We start from the raw sequence: 25,968 nt of genomic DNA, 5'->3' as shown, positions 1-25,968 counted from the left end.
ATGAACCTCCCAGGACCACCCATGCGCACCCACTCCCTCACCGTCCTCACCGGGTCCTACACCCAGGACTCCGGTGGCAACGGCCCTGGCATCGCCGCCCTGCGGCTCGATCCCACGACCGGACACCTCTCGTACGACGAGGTGGAGCCGCTGCCCGTGAGCGGGGCCTCGTTCCTGGCGGCGCACCCGTCGCTGGGGGTCGTCTACAGCACCAACGAGGCCGAGACCGGAACCGTCAGCGCCGTCATCCGCGACGGCGGGCTGTCCCCGCTGGGCGACCCGATGAGCAGCGGCGGAGCCAACCCGTGCCACCTCACCGTCCACCCGGACGGGGAATGGCTGCTCACCGCGAACTACGGCAGCGACACCGCGCCCGGCACGGTCGCGGTGCACCGGCTCGGCGCGGACGGACGCGTGCTGGAGCCGACCGATCTCGTCGTCCACCAGGGGTCGGGGCCGGTCGCCGGACGGCAGGAGGGCAGCCACGCCCATCAGGTACTCGTCGACCCGGCGGGCCGGTTCGTGCTGGCCACCGACCTGGGGGCGGACGCGGTCCTCACCTACCGGCTCGACACCCGCACCGGAACCCTGGAGCGGGTCGCGGTGAACCCGATGGCCGCGGGATCAGGCCCCCGCCACCTCGCCTTCTCCTCCGACAGCGACCTGGTGTTCAGCGCCGACGAGCTGTCCTCGACCGTCACCTGCCACCGCTACGACGCCGGTACGGGCACCCTGACCGCTCTCTCCTCCGTACCCGCCACGACAGCCGAGGGCGTCGACAACCAGCCCGCGGGAATCGTCGCCTCGCCCTGCGGACGCTTCGTATGGGTGACCAACCGGGGCGCGGACACGGTCGCCGCGTTCCGACGCGCGGGCAACACCCTGGAACCGCTCGGCGAGGTCCCGGCCGGCGGCACCTGGCCCCGCGGCCTCGCTCTGGTGGACGGTCATCTGCTCGTCGCCAACCAGCACAGCGGCTCACTCGCCGTCCTGCGTGTCCTGGACGACGGAACCCCGACCCAGTCCCACCCGCCCGTCTCCGCCCCCTCGGTCGTCTGCGCCCTGGCGCTCTGACCTCTCCCCGTACTTGCTCGAAAGGCAGTCATGTCCCACCCCGGCACCACCCCCGCGACGTTCACCCTCGACCCGGCCTTCGCGGTCGGCAGCGTCAACCCCCGGCTGTACGGGTCGTTCGTCGAGCACATGGGCCGCTGCGTCTACACCGGCATCTACGAGCCCGGCCACCCCACCACCGACGCGGACGGCCTGCGCCAGGACGTCCTGGAACTGGTCCGGGAGCTGGGCGTCACCACGGTCCGCTACCCCGGCGGCAACTTCGTCTCGGGCTACCGCTGGGAGGACAGCGTGGGCCCGCGCGAGGAGCGGCCCACTCGGCTGGACCTGGCCTGGAAGTCCACCGAGACCAACGAGTTCGGCCTCGGCGAGTTCATGGAGTTCTGCGGCAAGACCGGCATGGAGCCGATGATGGCCGTCAACCTCGGCACGCGGGGCGTGGAGGACGCGGTACGGCTGCTCGAGTACGCGAACCACCCCGGCGGCACGGAACTCTCCGACCAGCGCATCGCCCACGGCGGCAAGGAGCCGTACGGCATCCGGATGTGGTGCCTGGGCAACGAGATGGACGGCCCCTGGCAAACCGGGCACAAGACCCCCGAGGAGTACGGCCGCCTCGCCGCCGAGACCGCCCGCGCGATGCGGCAGGTCGACCCCGGTCTGGAACTGGTCGCGTGCGGCAGCTCCAGCTCCTCCATGCCGACCTTCGCCTCCTGGGAGTCGACGGTCCTGCAGGAGACGTACGACCTGGTGGACTACGTCTCCCTGCACGCCTACTACGAGGAGATCGACGGCGACCGCGACTCCTTCCTGGCGTCCGCCGTGGACATGGAGCACTTCATCGAGTCGGTCGTCGCCACCTGCGACCACGTCCGCGCCCGTCTGAAGGCGAAGAAGCACATCAACCTCTCCTTCGACGAGTGGAACGTCTGGTACCAGAAGCGGCCCAACCCGCACGCCGTGGAGGAGTGGCAGCAGGCTCCGCGCATTCTGGAGGACGTCTACACCGTCACCGACGCCGTGGTCTTCGGCTCGCTGCTCATCGCGCTGCTGCGGCACGCCGACCGCGTCACCTCCGCCTCCTTGGCGCAGCTCGTCAACGTCATCGCGCCGATCATGACCGAGCCCGGCGGCGCGGCCTGGCGGCAGACCACGTTCCACCCCTTCGCCCAGGCGTCGGCGTACGGGCGCGGCCGGGTCCTGCGCGTCGAGGTCGACAGCCCGACGTACCCCACCGCGCGCTTCGGTGAGGTACCGCTGCTGCACGCCACGGCGGTCATCGACGACGAGACCGGCGACCTCACCGTCTTCACGGTCAACCGCAGCCAGACGGACGCCCTTCCCCTGCAGGTCGACCTGCGCGGCGTCGACGCCCACACCGTGGTGGAGCACCTCGTCCTGACCGACGAAGACCCGGAGGCGGCCAACACCGCGGACCGGCCCGACCGTGTCACCCCGCAGCCCGCCACGGGCACGGCGGTCACCGACGGCGTCCTGCACGCCGAACTCGCCCCGCTCTCCTGGAACATGATCCGCCTTACGCGCCGGCCCGCCTGACGGCCTCGACGAACCGACCTCGTACTCACTCCTGGGAAGAACCGATGACAGCCGTTGCCCGACCCCTGTTCCGAGACCCCGTGCACGACGGCGCGACCGACCCCACCGTCATCTGGAACCGGCACGCCCGCGAGTGGTGGATGTTCTACACGAGCCGTCGCGCCGACGCGCCGCCCATGGACGACGTGAGCTGGGTGCACGGGAGCGACATCGGGATCGCTTCCTCCTCGGACGGCGGGGCCTCCTGGCTGTACCGCGGAGTCGCCGAAGGGCTGGACACCGAGCCGGGGCGGCACACCTACTGGGCCCCCGAGATCGTCGACGACGGAACCGACTACCACATGTTCGTCACTGTGATCCGCGGGGTTCCGACCCAGTGGGCGGGCCACGCACGCGTGATCCGCCACTACACGAGCCACGACCTCTTCTCCTGGACCTACCGCTCCACCCTGTCGCTGTCGTCGGACAGAGTGATCGACGCCTGCGTCCTGCGGCTCCCCACGGGCGGTTACCGCATGTGGTACAAGGACGAGGCCGACGACGCGCACACCTACGCGGCGGACAGTGACGACCTGACGCGGTGGACCGTCCGGGGACCCGCGGTCGAGTGCTCGAAGCACGAAGGCCCCAACGTCTTCGAGCTCGACGGCAGTTACTGGATGTTGGTCGACGAGTGGCACGGCCTGCGCGTGCTTCACTCGCGGGACCTGGAGACATGGGAGCCGCGAGGACTCGTCCTCGACCGCCCCGGCCATGGCCCCGACGACGGCTCGTACGGCTTCCACGCCGATGTCGTCACCAGCGAACTCGGCGCGTTCGTCTTCTACTTCACCCATCCCGGACGATCCGACGCCGGCCCTGGACGACGACACAGCGACCACGACGACCGCCGAAGCTCGATCCAGGTCGCCCGCCTGCGGGTGAGCGGGGACACCCTCGTGTGCGACCGCGACGAGACGCTGGAAGCACCCATCCTGCCGCTCGAAGGGCCGGGCCGGTGACCGCGATCCGGGAGGTGTCCGTGAGGGCCCGTCGCGCAGGGATGATCCCGTTCGTCGCCGCGCTCCTGCTCGCCACCGCGTGCCGGGCCGAAGCGCCGGCGGACTCCGGTGTGACCCTGCTCGACGGGCACCGGATCTCCCTCTCCGGCCCGACCGTCGTCTCGGCCCTTCCCATCGGCGACCAGGGCGACGTCCACGCGGCGGCGGCGCGCAGTCAGATCCCCTCGCTCAAGAGCGTGGCCCTTCAGTACCCCGAGGTCCGGGTCCTCGTCACCGACTCGGACGGGCACACGACCGACTCCGCTCTCCAGAACTTCGCGGCGAACTGGGCCCTCCCGACCGCGCTCGTCGTCGCCGCGGACTCCGCCTCCGTGGGCGCTCAACTGCCCACGGACGGACAGCTCCACACCCTGCTGATCGGAGCCGACGGCCACGTCGTCGCCGCATGGTCGAACCAGACCGTTCCGACGCAGGCCATCGTCGCCGCGCTCCGCAAGGTCACGGCGAGCCCCTCCACCCCTTCCGACAACGTCGTACGGAAAGAAGCATCATGAGACAAGTCGCAGAGATAAGACGGCTGTTCGCAGGCGCGGTCGTCACCATGCTGCTCGCCTGCGCCGCAGTGGCCCTGACCCCGGCCACGCCGGCCCACGCGGCAGGCACGGCCTACTACGTGGACTGCTCGGCGGCGTCCAACGGGACCGGCACCTCCTCCTCGCCGTGGAACTCCCTGGCGGGCCCGAACGCGACGACGTTCGCCCCCGGCGACCAGTTGCTGTTCAAGCGGGGCACGACCTGCACCGGTCTGCTGCACCCCCTGGGTTCGGGCAGCGCGGCCGGCGGATCGATCACCATGAGCGCCTACGGCACCGGCGCCCTGCCGGTCATCGCCGGGGGCGGTGGCACGGACGCCATCTACCTGTACAACCAGGAGTACTGGGAGATCTCCGACCTGGAGGTGACCAACACCGGGGCCGTGAAGGGCGCGAACGCGCGGCGCGGTGTGTACGTGGTGCTCGAGAACTACGGCACCGGCGACCACTACAAGGTCAGCAACCTCAACATCCATGACGTGAACGGCAACAACTCGAAGGAAGTCGACGGCAGCGCCGGCATACTCTTCGCCGTTCTCGGGACCACGACGCCCAGCGCCTTCAACGACGTCGACATCGACGGCAACACCGTGGCCAACATCGCCCGCAGCGGTATCAACATGTCCAGCACCTGGCTCTGCCGGCCGTCCATCGGCTGCAACAACCCGGCCTGGACGCCCTGGACCGGCGTCGTCGTCCACAACAACACCGTCCACGACACGGACGGTGACGGCATCGTCGTCCAGATGTCGAAGGACGCCCTCATCGAGCACAACGTCGTCTACAACGCGGCCAAGGCCCCCAACGCGGCGAACGCGGGCATCTGGGCCTGGGACTCCGACGGCACCGTGATCCAGTACAACGAGGCCTACGGGACCAAGAAGCTCACCGGGAACCCCGACGGCCAGGGCTTCGACGTCGACTACGGGCAGGACGGCACGATCGTCCAGTACAACTACAGCCACGACAACGAGGGCGGGTTCATCCTCTTCTGCGGCTGCGGCGGAGGGTCACGCCTCAGCAGCAACGCCGTGGTCCGCTACAACGTCAGCGAGGACGACCGTCTCCGGGTCGTCAACATGCTCGGCTCGCAGGACTCCAAGTTCTACAACAACACCATCTACATCCCCTCGGGGTCGACCGCGAACGTCTTCGAGGTCTCCGGCGCCTGGAACGACCTCACGCTCGCCAACAACCTCATCTACAACCTGGGCAGCGGCGGCTACGTCTACACGACCGCCCAGCCGGCCTCGAACTTCGCCTGGCGCAACAACCTCTTCTACGGCAACCACCCGGCCAGTGAGCCGACCGGCAACGGGAACATCACCGGCGATCCCCTGCTGGCCTCGCCCGGCAGCGGCGGCACCGGCATCGGCAGCGTCGCGGGCTACCAGATCAGCTCGTCGTCCTCTCCGGCCATCGGCGCGGGGGTCGTCATCCCCGACAACGGCGGCAAGGACTACTGGGGATCGGCTGTCCCCTCGACCTGCGCACCCGACATCGGCGCCGACCAGTTCAGCACGCCCTCCGACGCGACCTGCCTCGCGAACGAGAACCTCGGCTTCGAGAAGGGATCGCTCACGGCGTGGAGCGCGTGGAACTCCGCCTCGGTGGTGAACTCGGGCGCCCACAGCGGAACCTACGCGGCCCGGGTCGGTCCCTCGCCGGCCTCCGTCGAGCAGTACGTCCCCGTCGCGCCCCGCACGACGTACCGGGTCTCGGGCTGGGTGAAGTCCGCTGTCGCCGGTGAGGTCATGAACGTCGGTGTCAAGAACACCGGTGGTCTGGAAACGGTGGCGAGCGCCAGCGGCACCTCGTGGACGTTCGTCTCCGCCGACTTCACCACCGGGGCGACGAACAGCACGGTACGGCTGTACTGCTACAAGAGTTCGGGCACGGGCAACGGCTACTGCGACGACCTGGCCGTCACCCCCGTCAGGAACTACGCGATCAACGGCAACTTCGAGTCCGGCCACACCGTGCCCTGGCGCAACGGTGACTACTCGCTCACGGGCACGGCGGCCAATGGCAACGCGGCCGGGCTGACGAACGTGTCCCTGAGTTCAGGCTCCCTGTTCCAGATCGTCACCGGCCTCACGCCGAACACCACCTACCGGCTGACCGGCTCCCTCGCGAGCCAGACCGCCGGCACCACGACCGCACTGGAGGCCAAGCTCTACAACGGCACCGCTGTCACGAGTGCCTCGACCACGTCGAGCACCTACTCGAAGCAGTCGACGACCTTCACCACGGGCGCGGGCGTGACCTCCGCCCGCATCTACTGCCACCTCGTCTCCGGAAGCGGCGACGGCTACTGCGACGAGGTGACCTTGACCCAGCAGTGACGGGCAGCGTGGGCGTCCCGCATGGTCTTGGATCGTGCGGGACGCCCACGCGCTTTCCAACGTCTGGATCGCACGTCGGTCGAGTCGGTCGCGGCCAGATCGCCGGGCTTGCCCACGGTCACGACGTTCTTCTCGAAGTTGTCGTGCTGCCAGCAAGGGTCGACGTTGCGCACGTCGGTGACGGGACAGCCCAATCGGCCTTCTCATCTGCGTGGTGCCGGACATCCTCCGACGAACGTTCTCACGGGAATTGCTGTTTGTCGTCGGGCCGTAGCGTCTTCAGCCCTCGCCCGGATCCGGCTCCCGGCCGTCGTGGCCGGCTGCCGGCTTGCCCCGGTGTGCTAGACAGGGAGTAACCAAAGGGGCATTTTGCAGCAGCTCACGCTCGGAATCATGTCGCAGACCCGCAAGGAGAACGAGCACCGTCTGCCCGTTCACCCCGCTCATTTCGACCGCATCGACGCCGGTCTCCGCAAGCGCATCTACCTCCAGGAAAACTACGGAGAGCATTTCGGCGTCCCGGACAGCCGGCTCGCCCCGCTCGTCGCGGGCTTCCGCTCACGCGAGGAACTCATCGCCGACTGCGATGTCATCCTGCTGGCCAAACCGCTCCACGAGGACCTGGCGGAACTGCGCGAGGGCCAGGTCCTGTGGGGCTGGCCGCACTGTGTCCAGGACGAGAGGCTCACCCAGATCGCCATCGACCGGCGGCTGACTTTGATCGCTTTCGAAGCGATGAACCACTGGACCCGAAGCGGCGCCTTCAACCTGCACGTCTTCCACAAGAACAACGAGCTGGCCGGGTACTCCTCGGTCCTGCACGCCATGCAACTGACCGGCGTGACAGGCGACTACGGGCGGCGGCAGCGTGCGGTCGTCATCGGCTTCGGCGCGACCGCCCGCGGCGCGGTGACCGCGCTCAGCGCCCTGGGCGTGCACGACGTCGACGTGCTCACCGCGCGTGGCGTCACCGCCGTCAGCTCCCCCATCCACTCCGCGCGGATCGTCCACTTCGACCACGACAAGGCCGACGACACCCTCGACCCGCGACGCAGTGTCGCCCTCACCGAGGACGGCCCGCTGCCACTGGCCGAGTTCCTCGCCGAGCACGACATCATCGTCAACTGCGTACTGCAGGACACCGACGCGCCGCTGATGTTCCTGATAGGCGAGGACCTGCCCAAGCTGGCCCCCGGCACCCTGGTCATCGACGTCTCCTGTGACGAGGGCATGGGCTTCGACTGGGCCCGGCCCACCACCTTCACCGACCCGATGTTCACCGTCGGCGACCACGTCGGGTACTACGCGGTGGACCACAGCCCGTCCTACCTGTGGAACTCCTCGACCTGGGAGAACAGCGAGGCCCTCCTGCCCTATCTGGACGTCGTGCTCCAGGGCCCCGACGGCTGGGACGCCGACGACACGATCCGGCACGCCATCGAGATCCGCCGTGGCGTCGTCCAGAACCCCAAGGTGCTCGCCTTCCAGCACCGCACCGCGAAGTACCCGCACGCCCACGAAAATGCAGGTGCCGGTTCGCGGAACCCGGACTGTGGGTAACACTCGGTCCCACGAGCACGTCACGGACGCGAATCCCGCGGGGCCAGTCGGGGAGTAGATCTTCATTGTCAGCGCAGACCCGGTCCGGATCCGGACCGCCCGGGGCGCCGGGGACTGCCTTGGCCCACCTGCGCCCGTCCGAGCTCGCGACCGGCGTCAAGTCTTCGGCGTTGCCCGGTCGGTACCGGTGTTGATGAGGATCTGTTCGGCTTGCGTGATGTTGTCGGCGCGGACGGCTTCAGCCATCGCGGTGCGTGCCGCCTCGGGCGTCGCGTGCGGCGGGATGACGAGGAGGGAGAAGTAGTCCTGATCGCCCCTGGTGACAAGGACGGTGTCGTCGCCGACCGGGAAGGAGTCGATGCGGACGACGCGGTCGTCGACGAGCAGTCGCGTCGGCAGCGCGTCCCAGGCTGCGGCGTCCAGGCCGACGCGCGTGAGCGGCCCTAGGAACTCGGTCAGCGCGGAGATCAGGGCGGGAAGTTCGGCTGCGATATCACGGGAGCACGGCCACCACGCCCCGTCGAGAACGCCCTGCCGGTCATGCGTGGTCTGTAGCCGTACGACAGCCGTCCCCGGCTTCACCGCCTGGTGGACGGCGTCGGGCAGGAGCCTGGTCACACGCGGGGTACCGGAGTCGGACATGACACCCGCCTGTCTGCGAGAGATGGAGTCACTTCCTCGTTTCACGGTACTCCGCAGCCCGCAGCAGTCGGAAAGCTCGCTGGTCACACGGGCCGGAGCAGGGTGAAAGATCCAGTCCACGGATCCATGTCCAAGAGGGAACCGTCGTCATGCAGCCCCAGGAAACTCCCCCCGACGGACACGCCGACGTACGTATCGTCTCCGCCTCCCCCGAGGTCGCCCGTCGGGTCGCGGAGGTTCTCCGTCACTGCTTCGCCACCACAGAACAGCGCAGCCATCCCGCGGACACCGAGAGAGGGACCCGCCTCGAGCTCACCGTGGACACCACCAGCGCGGCAGAACCGGCGCGGTCCTGGCTGGAGACCAGCCGCTCCTCGGGCCAGGACGGCCGCCGGAAGTGAGGGGATCTCCGGGAGCGGTCCGTTCGGCCTCTTCGGGGAGTAGCGTGAACCCATCGGGAGCACTTCGCGCACCGGCCCCGATACCGGTGTCGTTCCTGGTGAGCAACGGCACCGGACAACTGCGCACGCGCAGGGGTTCGGAGACGGGTTCGCGCGATGTCCGCGATCACCGACCATCCTTCGGCGCGTACCGTGCCCTTCAGGGCCCCGTCCGCACGCCTCGCCCTCAAATCCGTGAGCCCCTCGCCGGGGCAGGTCGAGCTGGACGGCGCCTGGTGGCCCCGCTCCCGTGACCTGAGCGACGAACTGTCCGCGCTGGCCGACGTACTGGACCCGCTGTGGGGGCGGATCACCCGTATCGCCGTCAACCCCCGCTACTGGCCCGTCATCCCGCACCGGATTTTCGCCAACGGCCATGTGGTCAAGGTCGGTTGGTTCACCACGGAGCTGGACCCGCACAAGATCCTGCTGCTGTCCGGAACGTCGGGCCCCTGGGACCTCCTGGTGATACCTCCGGAGGTCAGCGCCCCATCGGCCGCCCGGCTGATGGCCGCCGCGAGCGCGGGCACCACCCCGCAATCGACCGCGACCGCTCTCCTGACGGCCGAACTGGTCGACGCCCCCTCCACATCGGCCGCCGCCGACACCGGAGGGCCCGACCGGCCGGGGGCGGAGATGCGGCCATATGCGCCGCCGCCCCGGCCGTAACGAGGCGGCCCGGATCGCGTGGCCACCGCGTTGACACGGACCGTCGCCGGAGGCGGAGAGGCCCAGGGTGTCGGGCCATGCACCTGCGGAACACGCGGCGGAACATTCCGCCGCTCCGCCTCGCCCGGCCCCCGCGAGAACCCACAGCAAGAGCTCGGCCGGGTCACCCGCAACAGGCGACTGCAGCGCCGAGGCATGAACGACCGCGTCTCCGGAAGCCTGAAACAGGCCGCGGAGAAGACCAAGGACGCCTTCAGGCGGAACGGAAGTGGCCCCCGATGATGTACGACCAGACACGCGCCCGGCAGCCGGCCGGTCAGACTCCTGGCCCGGCCGGACGCCGTAGCCCGAGCCCGGAGCCGCTGCTCCCGTCGGACGAACAGGACAAGATCGTCCAGCGCCTCCGGCACGCCCTCAACACCTTCGCCGACACCCCGCTCGAGGCGCTGGAAGAGGCCGAGAGCGCCTATGACGCAGCCATCGCCCAGCTCGTGAACGCCCTCGCGGAGCGACGGCGGCTCCTGCGCGCCGGCTGGCAGGACCGGGATCCCGGGACGCAGTCCGAGGAACTCCGGCTCGCGCTGAGGCAGTACCGGGAGATCACCCAGAGACTGCTCCACCTCTAGGCGGCCACTCCTCCGCGTCGCGGCCGAGCGCGGAGTAGTGTCGACAGTACCGAGGGCATTTCGCACACCGGCTTCCACGCCGGGTCGTTCTCGGCGAGAGATGAAACCCGGGCCGCCGCAGAGGCGGCCCGGAGACGGGTCCGCATCATGTCGGCGACCTTGCACCCAACCCTGCCGCACCCCGAGCCCGTCGCACCCCCGACCGCGCGTCTCGCCCTGAAGAGGGACGGCGCCTCCCGTGGCCTCCTGGATGGTGCCTGGTGGCCCCGCTCCCGGGATCTGCTGAGTGAACTGCCCGCGCTGACCGACGTGTTGGACCCCTTGTGGGGCCGCATCACGCGCATCGCCGTCAACCCCGAGCACTGGCCGGTCATCCCGCGCCAGGTTCCCGTGGACGGTCACATCGTCAAGGTCGGCTGGTTCACCCCGGAAATCGACCCGCACAAGCTGCTGCTGCTCTCGTACGGCACCGGCCGCTGGGACCTGCTGATCATCCCGCCCGAAACCGGCGCGGAATCGGCGGCCCGGCTGATGGCTGCCGCGTCCGACTACGACGGACCGCCACTGACCGCGAGCGCGCTCATCGCCGCGGACGAGGCCCGGCACGGCGTCTTGGCGACCGACGAGCCACTGGGCCCGGACGAGGCATGGGAGTACGAGGGCGGCGCCTCGGTGTCCGCAACCGTCCCACACCAGCCCAGTCGGACCAGTCGGACCAGTCGGACCAGTCGCCTGATCGTCGGTATGTGAGGCGGCCGCCACGAACGCCTCCCTGACGGCTGCCGCGGTCATCGTCCTCATCGCAGCGGCGGCCTACGTGATCCACCGGCTCAACATCGAGCACGCCAACGGAATCGCCGTGCACCGCTACAGCGCCCCCTGCCCAGTCGTCGACCTCCGGCGAGCGACGGGACCCCCGCGACGGGGGCGCGCCGGACAAGGTGAAGTACTCCACCGCCCGAAGGCCGCCGCGGTGGCCACGTACAGGAGCGATGTGCTCGACGAGGTCACCGGTCGCACGCTGCTGACCAGGAACCTGCGGACGTCAACGCCCTGACGGACCCGACGGTTTCGAGCCGGTGATCGCCGGTGTGACCGCGGGCTCAGCGGGGCGGGCACGGTGTCGCCGGTCGGGCGCCTGTCCGACTTGAGGGCGCCGGCGCCGAGGCCGTTCACGTTGTGCGCGAGCAGGTAGAACACGATCACAGGCACCACCGAGTCGGAGTCGCCATCCAGGACCCCGCAGGTGATCAGGATCAGGTGGTGATCACGACCGCGAGGATCGCGAGGGTGAAGAACCCCTTGCCCCAGAACCCGAGCCGGGCGAGGCGAACAGCGGGTGGCCACCCTCGCGCGGTAATTGACAGGGTACGAACGTACCTCTTAACGTACCCACCTCCAGGCAACGCCGCCGAGGCTCGACGAGGAGCACCGATGCAGCACCTATACGAGATAGACGTCCGGGTTCCGATGCGTGACGGCGTGGCCCTCGCCGCCAACGTGTGGCATCCAGTCGAGGGGCAGGCCCCGGCGCTCCTCGTACGCCTGCCGTACGGCAAGGACGTCATGATGGGCGTCGGCCATGCGCTCATGCCCGACATTCAGGCCCTGCTGGAGGCCGGGTACGCGCTGATCATGCAGGACTGCCGCGGCACCCACCGCTCCGAAGGCGAGTTCGTGCCCCACATGGCCGACCGCCACGACGGCGAGGACACCGTCGCCTGGATCACCGAACAGCCTTGGTCCGACGGCACGGTGGGCATGTACGGAGGCTCCTACCTCGGGATGGTCCAGTGGGAGACCGCCGTGACCGGCGTCCCCGGCCTCAAGGCGATCGCACCGGCCATCACCTCGATCGACAACTACGAGGCGCCCTGGTACGGCCCGGGCGGCGCCCTCTCACTGAGCCTGGTCACGATGTGGAACGCCATGATGTACGCGGCTGACGCGCAGCGGTCCCTGGCCCTCGGCGAGGACACTCTGCCCCAGCTGCAGCAGCTCGGTCAGGCGGCCCTGGCCCACGAGTCACTCAATGACGTGCTGCCGACGGCCGAGGTCCCGGTCCTGAGGGAGTACGGGAAGTGGTGGGACGACTGGATGGCCCACCCCTCCCACGACGCGTACTGGGATGCCATGGAGCTCACGCCCGAGCTCAAGAACGTCACCGTCCCGGCGCTGAACATCGGCGGCTGGTACGACCTCTACATCGGGCAGACCCTGCGCACCTACACCACCGCCCGCCAGAAGGCAGGCAGCGCGGAGGCGCGCGACGGGCAGCGGCTGATCATCGGCCCGTGGGACCACGGCCCCGCCGGGGACGGCGTCTATCGCGACCGCTCCTTCGGCCCGCCGGCCGGTGCCCGGTTGATGGGCCTGACCGACCTTCATGTGAAGTTCTTCGACCGCTGGCTGCGCGGTGACACCACCGCCCTGGACGGCGTGGCCCCGGTGAAGATCTTCGTGATGGGCATCGACCAGTGGCGCGACGAGCAGGACTGGCCGCTGCCCGACACGCGGTGGACCGCCTTCCACCTCACGAGCACCGGTCGCGCCAACACCGCGGACGGCGACGGGATGTTGACCACCGAGGCGCCGACCGACGCCGGGCACGAGACCTACCTCTACGACCCGCGCCGCCCGGTCCCCTCGGCCGGCGGGGCGTCCATGCCGACGACCCCGGGGTTCTGCGGCCCGGTCGACCAGCGCACGGTCGCCGCCCGCGAGGACGTCCTGTGCTTCGCAACTCCCGTGCTCGACGAGGCCGTTGAGGTCACCGGCCCGGTCAGCCTGACCTTGCACGTCTCCTCGTCGGCGGTGGACACCGACTTCACCGCCAAGCTCGTCGACGTCTTCCCCGACGGCAAGGCGATCAACCTGTGCGACGGGATCCTGCGCACCCGCTACCGGGGCGGCCTCGCCACGGAAGAGCTGATGGAGCCCGGCACGGTCTACGAGATCACCGTGGACATGACGGGCACCTCCAACGTGTTCCTTCCCGGTCACCGCATCCGCGTGGACGTCTCCAGCAGCAACTTCCCGCGCTACGACCGCAACACCAACACCGGCGGCGTCATCGCCCGAGAGGGCGAGGAGCAGATGATCCCCGCCATCAACCACATCCACCACGGCCCGAAACACCCCAGCCGCCTGGTGCTGCCCGTCATCGACCGCAAGGACCAGGCGTGAGCGCCGCCGACCGCGTCACCGAGCTGACCGCGACCTACGCGGCCCCCTCCCTGAACGTGGCCCATCTGCTGTGCGACCGGCACCCCGCCGACCAGACAGCGTTCACAGTCGTCGACAGCGACGGCAAGGCGTCCACGCTGTCGTACGGCGAGCTCACCGCGGACTCGCACCGGTACGCCCGGGCGCTGCAGGGGCTTGGCGTCGGTCCGGGTGACCGGGTGGCGACCCTGATGGGCAAGGGCACCGACCTGGTCACCGTCATCCTGGCGATCTGGCGGCTCGGCGCGGTCTATGTCCCGCTGTTCACGGCGTTCGCGCCCCAGGCCATCGCCCTGCGTCTGGAGGGCGCGGGTGCGCACGTGGTGGTCGTGGACCCCGATCAGCGTCACAAACTCGACCCCGGCCCCGACATGCCGGACGACCCCCGGCGCCGCGTCATCGTCACCGGAACGGCCGCGCCCAGCGGTGACCTGATGCTGGCCGACCTCGTCGCCGCCGCCTCACCGGAGCCGGTGCCGCCGGTCACCACCAGCGGGGGCGGCCCGCTGGTGCACATGTTCACCTCGGGCACGACCGGCAAGCCCAAGGGCGTCATCCACCCCGTCTCCTACATCGCGGGATGGCAGGTCTACCTGGAGTACGCCCTGGGCGTCACCCGGGACAGCAGGTACTGGTGCGCCGCCGACCCGGGCTGGGCTTACGGGCTGTACTCCGCCATCGTCGCTCCCCTGACGGCCGGCGTCCCCAGCCTCCTGCTGACCGGCGGGTTCTCCGCCGAGACGACCTGGCGCACCCTCCTCGACCACCGGGTCACCGACTTCACCGCCGCCCCCACCGTGTACCGCGGACTGCGCTCCTCGTCGGTGCCGGTACCGCAGGGGCTGCGGCTGGAACGGGCATCCAGTGCGGGTGAGCCCCTGACCCCCGAGGTCAACGAGTGGGCCGCCACCGCGCTCGGCCTGGCCGTGCACGACCACTTCGGCCAGACCGAGATCGGCATGCCCCTGGCCAACCACCACCACCGCGAACTCGCCCGCCCGCTCAAGACCGGATCGATGGGCCGCCCGGTGCCCGGCTGGAGTCTGACCGTCCTGGCCGACGAGAAGGACGAGGTCGCCGGACCTGGCGTGCTGGGCCGGGTCGCGATCGACGTCGGGGCGAGCCCACTGATGACGTTCCGCGACTACCAGGTCCCCGGGCAGAGCGGCTCCAAGTTCACCCCCGACGGCCGCTATTACCTCACCGGCGACGCCGGACGCGTCGACTCCGACGGTGACTTCTTCTTCTCCTCCCGAGACGACGACGTCATCATCATGGCCGGTTACCGGATCGGGCCGTTCGAGATCGAGAGCGTCCTCGCCCAGCATCCGGCGGTCGCCGAGTGCAGCGTGATCGGCGCACCAGACGACGTCCGCGGCGAGGTCATCGAGGCGTACGTCGTCCTCCGCGACGGCGCCGAGGGTTCACCGGAACTGGCCGCCGAACTCCAGCAGTTGGTCAAGACCCGCTACGCCGCCCACGCCTACCCGCGCTCGATCCACTTCATCGACGCCCTGCCCAAGACGCCCAGCGGCAAGACCCAGCGCTATCTGCTGCGCAAACGCCGACGCACCGAACTCGCCGGACGAGAGGCACCGTGACCGACTCCGACCCCCTCATCGTCGAGCAACGCGGCCCCGTCCGTCGGCTGTTGCTCAACCGCCCCGAGCGCCGCAACGCCCTCGACATCGCCCTCGTCGAGGCCCTGGACAAGGAGATCACCAGCGCCGAGGCCGACCCCGGCACCGCGGTCGTTGCGGTGTCGGGCAAGGGTCCGAGCTTCTGTGCCGGCGGCGACTTCCATCAGTTCCTCCAGCTGCACGACGAGGGCCACAACCCTGTCGGCTTCCTGACCGACGTATCCGCCTGCTTCACCCGTATCGCGGCCAGCCCGAAACCCTGGGTCGCCGTGCTGCACGGTCACGCCGTCGCCGGCGGCCTCGAACTCGCCCTGGCCTGCGATGTCGTGGTCGCCGCCGACACCACCCTCATCGGCGACGGCCACCTCAACCGGCGCCTGGTACCGGCCGGCGGGTCGAGCGTACGGCTGCCCGGCGCGGTCGGGCGGGGTCTGTCCCGCTGGCTCCTGCTCACCGGCGAGCTGCTGCCCGCGACCGCCTTCGCCCACACCGGCTGGATCCGCGCGATCGTGCCCGAGGCCGACCTCGACGCCACCGCCACCCGCATCTGCCACCAGCTGGCCGACCGCCACAGCCCCGCCCAGCAACGCCTCAAGACACTCCTGTACCGGATCGACGGCTTGGCCCCCGAACACGCCCTGCGCGAGGAACTGGCCACCTTCGCCGACAACTGGCCGGCGAGTTCGGTGGCCGACGCCCTGCGGGCCTTCCTCACTCCCCCCACCACGAAAGCCGACAGCAAGTGAATCGCTACCAGGGACGCGTCGTCGCCATCACCGGGGCCGCACAAGGTCTCGGCCTCGCCATGGCAACCCGGTTCGCCGCCGAGGGCGCCACCCTCGCGATGGCCGACGTCAACGAACAGGCCCTCACCGACGCCGCCGAAACCATCACCAGCGTCCGCACCGACAAGGTGGACGTGACCGACTCGGCCCAGGTCAACGCCTGGATCGACGGTGTCACCACCGACCTCGGCCGCCTCGACGTGCTGGTCAACAACGCCGGCATCATCCGCGACAACCGCGTCGAGGACATCACCGACGACGACTGGCACGCCGTCATCGACGTCAGCCTCACCGGCGGCTTCCACTGCGCCCGCGCCGCCTTCGCGCCCATGAAACGCCAGGGATACGGCCGTATCGTCAGCTTCTCCTCCATGTCCTGGCGCGGGAACTTCGGCCAGACCAACTACGTGGCCGCCAAGGCGGGCATCGTCGGCATGACCCGCACCCTCGCCCTCGAAGGCGCCCGCCACGGCATCACCGCCAACGCCATCGCACCCGGCCTCATCGAAACGCCCATGCTCGCCTCCATGAACGGCCCCGCACGCGACAAACTCACCCACAAGATCCCCATGCGCCACACCGGGCGACCTGAGGACATCGCCGAAGCCGCGGCCTTCCTCGCGAGCGAGGCCGCCGGCTACATCACCGGAGTCGTCCTCGACGTCGATGGCGGCATCTCCATCGGATCCTCGATCCGGTAAGCCAGGGCAGGGACGCAGGTCCGTCACAACAGGCCCGGTCGGTCACACACCCTTCTGTACGGCGCGTCAGGTACGTGAGTGCTCCATTCCGCTCTCGTCAGGTCGATGTCGCCCGCGCGGGCGCAGATCTGAGCCATGGCACGGCTCGGGTCGACCGTGTAGCGGCGGAGGGGCACGTGACCGCCGGCGACGAGGAGGGTGGTGTTGTCCGGGCTGAAGGCGAGGGAGGCTATGGGCTCTCCGGGGGTGGGGAGGGGGCCGCCGAGGGGCTGTTGGGTGGTGGTGTCCCAGAGCTGGATGGTGCCGACGTCGCCGCCGACGGCGAGGGTACGGCCGTCGGGGCTGAGGGCGAGGGCGCTCACCGCTTCGGGGGCGCCGCCGAGCGGGGCCGGGAAGACGTTGCGCAGGACGCCCGCGCGGCGGCGCAGGTCCCCGTCCCACAGGGCGACGCGGCCGGTCCGATCGCCCGCCGCCATGCGGCTGCCGTCGGGGCTGAACGCCAGCGCGCTGATGCGGTCGCCCTGAACCAGGTCCAGGGCGACGATGCTGTCGGTGGTCCCGCGGGCCACCCGGTTGTCGCCGACGACCAGTTCGCTGCGAGGGCTGAGCGCGAGGCGCGCGCTGACCAGGCCGGAGCCAGTGAGCAACTCCGTCCGCCGGCGGGTGGTGGTGTCCCACATCTCGTTCGCGGGTTCGCCTCCGGGCGGGGTGCGGGTGGTGAAGAGAACGCGGCCGTCGGAGGTCAGAGCGAGCGCGGTCACCGCCGTGCCGGACTGGGTCGACCCCAGGTCCAGCGTGCTCTGTTCACGGTCGCGGGTCAGGTCCCAGACGGTGAACCGCTGGGGGGCGGCCCGTCCGCCGGGCACGGTGACGCCGTAGACGAACCGGCTGCTGTCGGGGCTGAAGGCCATCTGGGGGGCGGTGGCCGCGGGTGCGAGCGGTGTCCCGGCCCGTGCGCCCTCGGCGATCGGCGGGGGTGAGGGCGGGAGCGCGCGGACGAGCCGGCCGTTCGCGGTGGCCCGTAGTTCGAAGACGTAGCCGTCGGTCGTGGGTCGGGCCGTGGCCAAGTGGCGGCCGTCGGGGCTGAGCAGTACGCCGTCCATGGGGCGTTCTCGCCAGGCGGCGGTGACGGTCGTCGTCAGGTCAAGGGTGTGGACGGTGCCGCCCTCCAGGTAGCGCAGCACCGGCAGGCCGGGGTCCCAGGCGAGGCCGCCGTGCGGGTGCTGGTTGTTGAGAGGGTGCCGCCGGACGGGGGCGGCCGGGGCGGACAGCCGCCACACCCTGATCTCGTCGGCGGTGCCCGCCGTCGCCAGGAACGCGCCGTCCCTGCTGAACGACGCGTGCCGCACACCCGGGTCACGGACCTCTCCGACCCGGAGACCGGTACGGACGTCCCACACCCGCACCCGGCCCCCGGCAACGACTGCGAACCGTCCGTCGGCCCCGAAGACCACCGCCGAGTCGGCACCGCAGAGCCCCTGGGCCCGCTCCCACTCCCCGCGCGGTGCCCGCCCTCCGCCGACCTGCCGGACCTGCGGCGCCTTCCCCGTCGGGCAGACGACCACCAACCGGTCGTCACCGCTCGGCGCCACGTTCGCCGGGGTCGCCCCCCGCGTCTCGAACAGCACGGCACCATCGGCCGTGGCCCGCACTCGTACGACGTCTGCGCGGGAGCCGGAGCCGCCATCCGAGTCTCCGCCGCCCGCACCGGGTTCGCCCACCACAAAGCTGCGCCCACTCGACCCGAAAGCGATCCCCTCCCGCCCCGGTGCCAGCGGCGTACCGGCCATCCATCGGCCGGCCCTCATGTCCCACAGCCGTACCCGCCCGTCCCCTCCCGAGATCGCCAGGACGCGGCCGTCGGGGCCGGCGGCCAGGACCTCGCCTTCGGGGAGGTGGCCGGAGCCGGTGCTGCGGCGGGTACCGAGGTTCCAGGTCTGCCAGGCGCGGTCGTCGACGCTGAGCAGGGTGCGGCCGGAGTCGGCCAGGAAGCGCTGGGAGCGGAATCCCGAGGCCGGATCGCTGAAGGAGTCGGACTCGGGCTGGACCAGGGAGCCGAGGAGGGCGCGACGGGTCTCGGGGAGGGGGGCCATGCGCCAGGCGGCGACACCGAGGAGGAGGGCGGCGCGGGGGTCGGTCGTGCGCAGGCCGTCCGCGACGGCGGCGATCCGGCGAGCGGTGTACTGCGTGCTCTGCCGCTGGTTGTGGTCATGCTGCCGCCAGGCGGTCAGGCCGGTGACCAGCGCCACCACGAGGACCGCCGAGAGGGCGCCGACCAGGAAGCGAGAGTGTCGGGTGGAGCGGGCGGCGGCCCGGTTCTCCTCCTCGCGGGCTTCGAACGCGGCCGTGAGGAAGGACCGTTCCACCACTCCCAGAGCGGGGTCGTCCTGGTGATCGGGAAACATCTCCTCGGCACGGGCCAGTCGGGTGCCCCGGAAAAGGGTGCCGGTGTCGCGGTCGTGCTCCAGCCAGGCGCGGGTGGCCTCGGTGAGCCGCCGGTGGTGGCGCAGGCGTTCGCGGTCCTGCTCGACCCAGCCGTGCAGCCGGGGCCAGCAGGTGATCAGCGCCTCGTGGGCGAACCGGACGCTCTCCTCGTCGACGGTCAGCAGCCGGGCGCGGGCCAGCTTCTCCACCACCGACGGTGTCTCGGCCTGCGTGCACTCCTGAAGCTCGGCCCGGGTGCACGGGCGGCCGGTGTCGACGGTGCCCCTCCCCGGCTCGACCAGCCGCAACAGCAGCAGACGGGCGACGGCGGCCTCAGGTGCGGACATCTGCCCGTACACCTCCTCGGCGGTCGTCGCGATCGCGCCGTTCAGTCCCCCGGCCGCCTCGTACGCGGCCGTCGTCAGCATGCGGCCCTTGCGTCGCCGCCAGGTCTCCAGAAGGGCGTGCGAGAGCATCGGCAGCGCGCCGGGACGGCTCTGCACCTCTTCGACGATCGTCGTGGTGAGCGACCGCTCCACGAGGACACCGGCCGCCAGCGCGGGTTTCACCACCGCGTCCCGCAGCTCGTCCGCGGTCATCGGGCCGACCGGCAGACTGGCGTGGCGCAGCGCGTCCGCCAGTTCCGGGTACTCGGCGCAGCGCGGGTAGAAGTCGGTGCGTACGGCGATGACCACCCGTAACCGGGATGCCGGGTCGTGGGCGGTCAGCAGCAGGTCGATGAAGCGGACCCGCTCCCGCTCGTCCTGGCACAGGGTGAAGACCTCCTCGAACTGGTCCATCACCACCCAGCTCTCCGGCTCGCCCTTCGCCGGTGTGAGCAGATGCCGGTACGTCTCGGCCGGCCGGGCTCCGGGTGTGAAGATCCGCACCACTCCCCCGCTCTCGGCCACCTCCTGTTCGGCGTGTGGGAGGAACCCCGCCCGCAACAGCGAGGACTTGCCGCTGCCGGAGGCACCCAGGACGGCCGCGAACCTGTGGGTGGACACCATCCGACAGAGTTCTGCCAGGGCCCGGTCACGGCCGAAGAACAGCTCGTGGTCGTCCGATTCGAACCGGGCAAGGCCCCGGTAGGGTGCCGGCCCGTCCCCTTCGTCCTGGACCGGAGCCGCCGCGACCGCCGCCTCGGCCTCTGTCCAGCGCCTCTCCCAGTCGCAGGTGTCGCCGCCGCAGGCACGCACATAGGCCTGGACGACGGCCCGCGACGGCAGCCGCTCCCCGGCCGCCGCCTGCGACAGCGTCGTCGCGGCGAACCCCGCCTCCTCAGCCATGGACCGGTACGACGGACTACCGGCCGCCCTGCGCAACTCCCTCAACTCATGGGCAAGTTGCTGCACAGGACCGGCAGCCGGGTCAACGGGCCTCTCGGGACGTCCCACAGGTCCACCCATTCACACTGAGATCAGGCGAAAACGATCTTCACGGTGCACGCCATCAAAATAGCTTGTACTTTCAAGCACCAACACCCTGGCCGCACGGAGTGTGGCGTTGATGACAGCCGAGGGACACGCCGCCGAACAACCGGCCACCGCTCGCCCGGATTGATTGCCCTGGTGAAAGCAGGTGTGCATCAACTCCCTACTCGTCAGCGTTTGTTGGGCCAAGCCGGATCACCGGCACCCCCCACGCAGACCAAGTGGAGAAACCGCTGATGCCCCACGCAGTCATGAGCCGCACCAAGAGGCACGGCACGTCCCTTCTCAGACGCCTCGGCCGTGCCGCGCTCGTCGCGGTCAGCGCCGCCGCGTTGACCGTCGGACTGACCGGCAGCGCACACGCCGGCGTACTGACCCCGCTGCCCGAGAGCACCACCACGTTCCAGAGGACGTTCCAGCCGGTCTTCGACTACGACACGGACGGCTGCCTCCCGGTCGCCGCCATCGACATCAACGGCAACCTCAACGGCGGCCTCGACGACAGCGGGTCCATCACCGGCCAGTGCCGCACCGGCCACCTCGGCAACGCCAACACCTACTCGCGGGCCAAGTGCAACAACGGCTGGTGCGGGATCATCTACACCCTGTACTTCGAGAAGGACATGAGCTGCGCCGACTGCACCGCCACATCACACCGCCACGACTGGGAGGCCGCGGTGATCTGGGTGCGGCAGGGCTCGGGCACACCCGACTACGCGTCCGTCTCCCACCACGGCGACTACACGACCTCGCAGTTCAGCGCCGTCCCCAGGGACGGGGTCCGCCTCAAGGTCGTCTACCACAAGGACGGCGTCTCCACCCATGTGTTCCGATTCGCCGGGGCGGGCGAGGTCGCGGAGGCCTGGGGCGACGGCGGCTGGGACTTCCCGCGCCTGGTCACCTGGACCAGGTTCCCGGCCGGCAACAACGGTGTGGACCTCCAGGCCCGGATGCAGAACGCCACCTGGGGCGACGCCAACTTCCCACTGAAGGACGGCCGCTTCGAACTGGAGCTCAGCAGGGCCAAGAAGCAGGCCGCCGCCAACATCCCCTTCGACCCGTACGGCGCCGGCTGACGGCCCGCGAACGGCCCGCCGGGCGCCTCACACCCTGCGGGCCGTTCGCTCATGTCAGCCACCAGCGCGGGTACGTTATGCGGTACCCTAGTACCCTTTCGCCAGGATCAACCTTCCGGCTCGGACGACCACCCGCCGCTTCCGGCGAAGACGCCCATGGGAGACTGCTGCGGTGACGGCCCCAACTGACTCGCGTGACCGCCGCCCGCGCCGAACGACGCGCAGGCGGGTCGTCGACACCCGTCGGCGTGACGAACTGCTGCGCCAGTCCGAGGCGATCATCCTGGCCGAAGGCTTCACCGCGGTGACCATGGACGAGCTCGCCCAACGGCTGGAGTGCTCCAAGGCGACGCTGTACAGCCTGGCCTCCACGAAGGAACAGCTCGTACTGGCGGTCACCCGCGCCTTCTTCCGGGACGCGACCGCCGAGATCGAGAAGGCAGTCCAGTCCGAGCCCGACCCCAGGCAGCGCATCCGGGTCTACCTCAACGGCGTCGGCACCGCCATGCGCCGCCACTCCAACGCCTTCTACGACGACATGGTCGGTTACGAACCGACCGCGCAGATCTACCGCAAGAACTCCGCCGCCGCCGCGCAACGGGTCCATGAACTGATCGAGGAGGGCGTGCGGACCGGCGTCTTCCGCGCGCTCAACGGGCAGTTCGCCGCCCAGGTCGTGGCGGTGACCATCGACGCCGTCCAGTCGGGGGCCCTTCTGGAGAGCACCGGCCTGACCGCCGGCGACGCCTTCTCCGAGCTCGGTGACCTCCTGCTGGACGGGCTCAGTTCGGGGCAGGCCGCGTCCGAGTCCTCCTCCGCAGCGGCCCTCCCTCCCGCGCATCAGGTCCCGGCTTCCAGGTAAGGCCCTCCGACTCGGTCGCCCGCCCGTTTTGTCGGCGCGTGGCCGACCGGCAGCTTGCCCCGAACAGGATGCATGATCTCGGAGGCCGGCAATCTGCCTGTGGCCTTCACCAGCTTCGTGGGCCGACGGCACCTCATCGCCGAGATCCGACGTGTCCTCGGTCCGGCGCGGTTGCTGACCCTCACCGGAATGGGTGGCGTGGGCAAGACCCGGTTGGCGCTCGAGGCGGCCCGTGGCGGACGCCGCCGCGGCGGCGCTCGGTGTGCCGGAACTGGGCGCGAGGCCCGCCCTGGACCAGCTCACGGGGTATCCGGCCGGGCGCCGGGCGCTGATCGTGCTGGACAACTGCGAGCATCTGGTCGACGCCTGCGCCGAGCTGGCCCAGGCGCTGCTGTCGGCCGCTCCTGAGGTACGCGTTATGCGAGCATGTCCTCGTCGTACCGCCGCTGTCGGTGCCGGAGGAGGCGGTCGAGCTCCTGCGGGACCGGGCCACCGCCTGCTCCACGGTGAGCGTCCGCAGCCGGGACGCGGCCAGCTCGATCGCCGGCGGCAGCCGTCCAGGTCGGCACAGAGCCGGGAGGCGCCGGAGCCGTGCGGTCAGGCGATGTCCTGGGGTATCGGGGCGAGGCGTCCGCTCGTCACCACGTCGCGCCAGGCGATGAGGAGAAAAATGTGGCCGCAGGTCAGAAGTGGCCCGCGCGGGACCGGCTCAAAGTTGTTCCGCCCAGATGGTCTTGCCCCGGGCGCTCTGGCGGGTGCCCCAGCGCTGGGTCAGCTGGGCGACGAGGAGCAGACCGCGGCCGCCCTCGTCGTAGGTCCGGGCGCGGCGGAGGTGGGGAGCCGTGTTACTGCCGTCGGAGACCTCGCAGATGAGGGTTTTGTCATGGATCAGGCGGAGTTGGATCGGCGGTTCCCCGTGCCGGATCGCGTTGGTGACGAGTTCGCTGACGACCAGCTCGGTGACGAACGCGGCGTCGTCCAGCCCCCAGGCCTCGACCTGTGCCACCGCGTCCTTGCGAGCCTGGGCGACGGCGGAGGGATCGGCCGAGACCTCCCACGTGGCGACCTGGGAGGTGTCGAGTGCGTGGGGGCGGGCGAGGAGGAGCGCGACGTCGTCGGCCGGGCGCTGGGGCAGGAGATCGGCGAGCACCATGTCGCACAGGGCGTCGAGGGAGGGCGTAGGCCGGGTGAGCAGGTGGCAGAGCCGGTTGAGGCCGTCGTCGATGTCGCGGTCCCGGGATTCGATCAGGCCGTCGGTGTAGAGGGCGAGCAGGCTGCCCTCTGGCAGGTCGATCTCGGCCGCCTCGAAGGGCAGGCCGCCCAGCCCCAGCGGAGGGCAGGCCGGGAGGTCGACGAGTTCAGCGGTGCCGTCGGGGCTCACCACGGCCGGCAGCGGATGTCCGGCCCTGGCGAGTGAGCAGCGCCGGGAGATCGGGTCGTACACGGCATACAGACAGGTCGCACCGACCTCGCCGCCGATCTCCGGGGACCGGCCGGCCGACTGGGCGCTCTCCTGCTCGGTGGACAGACGGGCCACCAGGTCGTCGAGGTGGGTGAGCAGCTCGTCGGGAGGCAGGTCGATGTCGGCGAGGGTGCGTACGGCCGTACGCAGACGGCCCATGGTCGCGGAGGCGTGGAGGCCGTGGCCGACGACGTCGCCGACGACCAGGGCCACCCGCGCCCCGGACAGGGGGATCACGTCGAACCAGTCCCCGCCCACGCCGGCGTGCCCGCCGGCCGGGCGGTAACGGGAGGCGACCTCCACCGCCGCCTGTTCGGGCAGCCCCTGCGGCAGCAGGCTGCGCTGCAGCGTCACCGCCGTACCGCGTTCACGGGTGTAACGCAGGGCGTTGTCGATGCAGACGGCCGCCCGGGCCACCAGTTCCTCGGCCAGCACCAGATCGTCCTGCTGGAAGGTCTCGGGGTGGTGGTAGCGGTAGAAGACGGCGACACCCAGAGTGGTACCGCGTGCCGACAAGGGCACCGTCATCACCGAGTGGACGCCGAGTTCACGGGCCCGGGAGGCCCGGGCCGGGTCGTCGGCGACCCAGTCGGCGATCGCGGCGTCGGTCATCTCGTGCCGCGAGGCCCGTCCGGACCGGAGACTCTCGACCGGAGCGGAGTGCTCCGGATACCCGTCCACATCGCCCAGGCCGACGACCGCCTCCGGGATGCCCGGGGTCACGGACTGGTGGGCGACGCGCCGCAGGAGGAGAGGACCGGCCGCCGTCCCGCCTTCCGGGGCCCGCTCCCCGTGCAGGTCGTCGAGGGAGGTCAGCAGTTCGACGCTGACGAAGTCGGCGAGTTGCGGGATCGTCACGTCCGCCAGCTCCTGCGCCGTCCGCATCACGTCGAGCGTGGTGCCGATGCGCCCGCCGGCCTCGGCGATCAGCTGGAGCCGCTTGCGGGCCCAGTACTGCTCCGTGATGTCGTGCGCGGTGAGGCAGACACCCTGCACCTGGCCCATCTGGTCCCGCAGTGGCGACAGGACGACCGACCAGGCGTGCTCGCGCGTTTCACCGCCGGCGCGCATGAAGTTCTCCTGATACTCGGGCTCCCCGGTCTCCAGCACCCGCAGCATGCCCTGCTCAGCCCGCTCACCGACCGGCCCGTCCACGCCCTCGGCGGTGCGCAGGCCGAGTAGGTCGTCCTTGGTGAGGCCCAAGGCCCGTTCCATGGCTTCGTTCACCCACCGCGCCCGGAGCCCGGTGTCGTAGAGCGCCTGCGCGCAGGAAGGGGACTGCGCGAAGCTCCGGCTCACTAGGGTTTCGTCGGCCGGCTGAGGCTGTTTACTGGTCAGGGCGGAGACCAGGAACCACTCGCGGGTACCGGTCTCCGGTGTCCGGTGGTGCGCGAGGACCCTGATCTCCAGCCGATGGCCGTCACGGTGCCGGACGGAGACCTTCCCATGCCATCTCGGCAGCTCCTCGATGGTGCGCAGGTCCTCCACCGGGATCGGCTCAGCCAGCAGACCGGCCGCCGTTCGCCCCACGATCTGCGCGGCCGAGTACCCCAGCAGGCGCTCAGCGCCTGCGTTCCACCCGGTCACTGTGGCGTGCTCATCGAGGGTGACGCGCGCCGTGAGCGCCTCGTCGACCGGCTCTGCGAGCGGCCGCGCCACCCGGTCAGCGGCGATGCGCTGGTCCATGATCGCTCATCTCGCTCTCGCGGAGACTGCACCGGCCTGTGATCCGTGGTCCGCGTACCTCGGGCGGCGAATCGCAGGACCTAAGCCATTATCGCCCTATCCTGCGGCTCTGCCCGAGGAGCGGTCGGGTGGCTGATCATGTGCGAAGTGCGACGGTCGTGACCCGC

General features: G+C 70.4%; 19 protein-coding genes. 16 read left to right on the top strand and 3 right to left on the bottom strand.

Annotated features, from left to right (window positions below; genetic code table 11):
- The first annotated feature begins 21 nt into the window (after positions 1-21).
- The 6 genes from AB0D34_RS40110 (at position 22) to AB0D34_RS40085 (ending at position 8,130) form a co-directional block, all read left to right on the top strand.
- On the top strand, positions 22-1,074 hold the full coding sequence (locus tag AB0D34_RS40110; RefSeq protein WP_362671344.1) for a lactonase family protein: 1,053 nt from the start codon (positions 22-24) through the stop codon (positions 1,072-1,074).
- Between the two features lie 30 nt (positions 1,075-1,104).
- Complete coding sequence (locus tag AB0D34_RS40105; protein WP_362671342.1) at positions 1,105-2,631, top strand: alpha-N-arabinofuranosidase; 1,527 nt, start codon at positions 1,105-1,107, stop codon at positions 2,629-2,631.
- A 44-nt stretch (positions 2,632-2,675) separates the two neighbouring features.
- Positions 2,676-3,632 (top strand): glycosyl hydrolase, encoded by a 957-nt coding sequence (locus tag AB0D34_RS40100; RefSeq protein ID WP_362671339.1) that lies wholly within the window; start codon positions 2,676-2,678, stop codon positions 3,630-3,632.
- Positions 3,633-3,652: 20 nt separating this feature from the next.
- The gene (locus AB0D34_RS40095) at positions 3,653-4,186 is read left to right on the top strand and encodes a hypothetical protein (protein ID WP_362671336.1); all 534 of its coding nucleotides are present in this window, start codon (positions 3,653-3,655) and stop codon (positions 4,184-4,186) included.
- Positions 4,183-6,570: a carbohydrate binding domain-containing protein gene (locus AB0D34_RS40090; protein WP_362671334.1), complete on the top strand. Its 2,388-nt coding sequence runs from the start codon at positions 4,183-4,185 to the stop codon at positions 6,568-6,570. Before AB0D34_RS40095 ends, AB0D34_RS40090 begins: the two co-directional genes overlap by 4 nt.
- 369 nt (positions 6,571-6,939) lie before the next feature.
- A complete protein-coding gene (locus AB0D34_RS40085; protein ID WP_362671332.1) occupies positions 6,940-8,130 on the top strand; it encodes a N(5)-(carboxyethyl)ornithine synthase in 1,191 nt (396 codons plus the stop codon).
- A 156-nt stretch (positions 8,131-8,286) separates the two neighbouring features.
- Here AB0D34_RS40085 and AB0D34_RS40080 read toward each other — a convergent pair whose 3' ends face one another.
- The gene (locus AB0D34_RS40080) at positions 8,287-8,772 is read right to left on the bottom strand and encodes a DUF5994 family protein (protein WP_362671329.1); all 486 of its coding nucleotides are present in this window, start codon (positions 8,770-8,772) and stop codon (positions 8,287-8,289) included.
- 149 nt (positions 8,773-8,921) lie between these two features.
- On the opposite strand from AB0D34_RS40080, the gene AB0D34_RS40075 reads away from it, so the two are divergent.
- The 8 genes from AB0D34_RS40075 to AB0D34_RS40040 all read left to right on the top strand — a co-directional run bounded on the left by AB0D34_RS40075 (position 8,922) and on the right by AB0D34_RS40040 (position 16,858).
- The gene (locus AB0D34_RS40075; protein WP_362671327.1) at positions 8,922-9,173 is read left to right on the top strand and encodes a hypothetical protein; all 252 of its coding nucleotides are present in this window, start codon (positions 8,922-8,924) and stop codon (positions 9,171-9,173) included.
- A gap of 156 nt (positions 9,174-9,329) precedes the next feature.
- Positions 9,330-9,881, top strand: coding sequence for a DUF5994 family protein (locus tag AB0D34_RS40070; protein WP_362671324.1), 552 nt, complete (start codon positions 9,330-9,332; stop codon positions 9,879-9,881).
- Positions 9,882-10,159: 278 nt separating this feature from the next.
- Entirely contained in the window at positions 10,160-10,507 is a 348-nt protein-coding gene (locus AB0D34_RS40065) for a hypothetical protein (RefSeq protein ID WP_362671323.1), read from the top strand.
- Between the two features lie 147 nt (positions 10,508-10,654).
- Positions 10,655-11,257, top strand: coding sequence for a DUF5994 family protein (locus tag AB0D34_RS40060; RefSeq protein ID WP_362671320.1), 603 nt, complete (start codon positions 10,655-10,657; stop codon positions 11,255-11,257).
- 684 nt (positions 11,258-11,941) lie between these two features.
- Positions 11,942-13,693, top strand: coding sequence for a CocE/NonD family hydrolase (locus tag AB0D34_RS40055; protein ID WP_362671317.1), 1,752 nt, complete (start codon positions 11,942-11,944; stop codon positions 13,691-13,693).
- Positions 13,690-15,333: an AMP-binding protein gene (locus AB0D34_RS40050; protein WP_362671315.1), complete on the top strand. Its 1,644-nt coding sequence runs from the start codon at positions 13,690-13,692 to the stop codon at positions 15,331-15,333. The genes AB0D34_RS40055 and AB0D34_RS40050 overlap by 4 nt, the downstream gene beginning before the upstream one ends.
- Positions 15,330-16,118 (top strand): enoyl-CoA hydratase/isomerase family protein, encoded by a 789-nt coding sequence (locus AB0D34_RS40045; RefSeq protein WP_362671313.1) that lies wholly within the window; start codon positions 15,330-15,332, stop codon positions 16,116-16,118. The genes AB0D34_RS40050 and AB0D34_RS40045 overlap by 4 nt, the downstream gene beginning before the upstream one ends.
- Complete coding sequence (locus AB0D34_RS40040) at positions 16,115-16,858, top strand: SDR family NAD(P)-dependent oxidoreductase (protein WP_362671310.1); 744 nt, start codon at positions 16,115-16,117, stop codon at positions 16,856-16,858. Before AB0D34_RS40045 ends, AB0D34_RS40040 begins: the two co-directional genes overlap by 4 nt.
- A gap of 23 nt (positions 16,859-16,881) precedes the next feature.
- Here the strand turns inward: AB0D34_RS40040 and AB0D34_RS40035 are convergent, their stop codons facing one another.
- Positions 16,882-20,691: a helix-turn-helix domain-containing protein gene (locus AB0D34_RS40035; RefSeq protein ID WP_362671308.1), complete on the bottom strand. Its 3,810-nt coding sequence runs from the start codon at positions 20,689-20,691 to the stop codon at positions 16,882-16,884.
- Between the two features lie 260 nt (positions 20,692-20,951).
- On the opposite strand from AB0D34_RS40035, the gene AB0D34_RS40030 reads away from it, so the two are divergent.
- Together AB0D34_RS40030 and AB0D34_RS40025 are read left to right on the top strand one after the other, a co-directional pair.
- The gene (locus AB0D34_RS40030) at positions 20,952-21,791 is read left to right on the top strand and encodes an NPP1 family protein (RefSeq protein ID WP_362671306.1); all 840 of its coding nucleotides are present in this window, start codon (positions 20,952-20,954) and stop codon (positions 21,789-21,791) included.
- A 172-nt stretch (positions 21,792-21,963) separates the two neighbouring features.
- On the top strand, positions 21,964-22,653 hold the full coding sequence (locus AB0D34_RS40025) for a TetR/AcrR family transcriptional regulator (protein WP_362671304.1): 690 nt from the start codon (positions 21,964-21,966) through the stop codon (positions 22,651-22,653).
- A gap of 709 nt (positions 22,654-23,362) precedes the next feature.
- Here AB0D34_RS40025 and AB0D34_RS40020 read toward each other — a convergent pair.
- Positions 23,363-25,801, bottom strand: a complete 2,439-nt coding sequence (locus AB0D34_RS40020; protein WP_362671302.1) for a SpoIIE family protein phosphatase — start codon at positions 25,799-25,801, stop codon at positions 23,363-23,365.
- Between the last annotated feature and the right edge of the window lie 167 nt (positions 25,802-25,968).

The sequence above is a fragment of the Streptomyces sp. NPDC048420 genome (assembly GCF_040651535.1).
In the GTDB taxonomy this organism is placed as follows: Bacteria; Actinomycetota; Actinomycetes; order Streptomycetales; family Streptomycetaceae; genus Streptomyces.
The sequence above is the reverse complement of the archived record's forward strand: the minus strand, read 5'-3'. Positions and strand labels throughout refer to the sequence as shown.

What these genes read in the sequence shown, in the direction of transcription:
- AB0D34_RS40080 (WP_362671329.1), bottom strand. Translation starts at nt 8,772, where the DNA reads ATGTCCGACTCCGGTACCCCGCGTGTGACCAGGCTCCTGCCCGACGCC.
- AB0D34_RS40070 (WP_362671324.1), top strand. Translation starts at nt 9,330, where the DNA reads ATGTCCGCGATCACCGACCATCCTTCGGCGCGTACCGTGCCCTTCAGG.
- AB0D34_RS40100 (WP_362671339.1), top strand. Translation starts at nt 2,676, where the DNA reads ATGACAGCCGTTGCCCGACCCCTGTTCCGAGACCCCGTGCACGACGGC.
- AB0D34_RS40035 (WP_362671308.1), bottom strand. Translation starts at nt 20,691, where the DNA reads ATGGGTGGACCTGTGGGACGTCCCGAGAGGCCCGTTGACCCGGCTGCC.
- AB0D34_RS40090 (WP_362671334.1), top strand. Translation starts at nt 4,183, where the DNA reads ATGAGACAAGTCGCAGAGATAAGACGGCTGTTCGCAGGCGCGGTCGTC.
- AB0D34_RS40075 (WP_362671327.1), top strand. Translation starts at nt 8,922, where the DNA reads ATGCAGCCCCAGGAAACTCCCCCCGACGGACACGCCGACGTACGTATC.
- AB0D34_RS40105 (WP_362671342.1), top strand. Translation starts at nt 1,105, where the DNA reads ATGTCCCACCCCGGCACCACCCCCGCGACGTTCACCCTCGACCCGGCC.
- AB0D34_RS40065 (WP_362671323.1), top strand. Translation starts at nt 10,160, where the DNA reads ATGATGTACGACCAGACACGCGCCCGGCAGCCGGCCGGTCAGACTCCT.
- AB0D34_RS40110 (WP_362671344.1), top strand. Translation starts at nt 22, where the DNA reads ATGCGCACCCACTCCCTCACCGTCCTCACCGGGTCCTACACCCAGGAC.
- AB0D34_RS40060 (WP_362671320.1), top strand. Translation starts at nt 10,655, where the DNA reads ATGTCGGCGACCTTGCACCCAACCCTGCCGCACCCCGAGCCCGTCGCA.
- AB0D34_RS40030 (WP_362671306.1), top strand. Translation starts at nt 20,952, where the DNA reads ATGCCCCACGCAGTCATGAGCCGCACCAAGAGGCACGGCACGTCCCTT.
- AB0D34_RS40020 (WP_362671302.1), bottom strand. Translation starts at nt 25,801, where the DNA reads ATGGACCAGCGCATCGCCGCTGACCGGGTGGCGCGGCCGCTCGCAGAG.
- AB0D34_RS40055 (WP_362671317.1), top strand. Translation starts at nt 11,942, where the DNA reads ATGCAGCACCTATACGAGATAGACGTCCGGGTTCCGATGCGTGACGGC.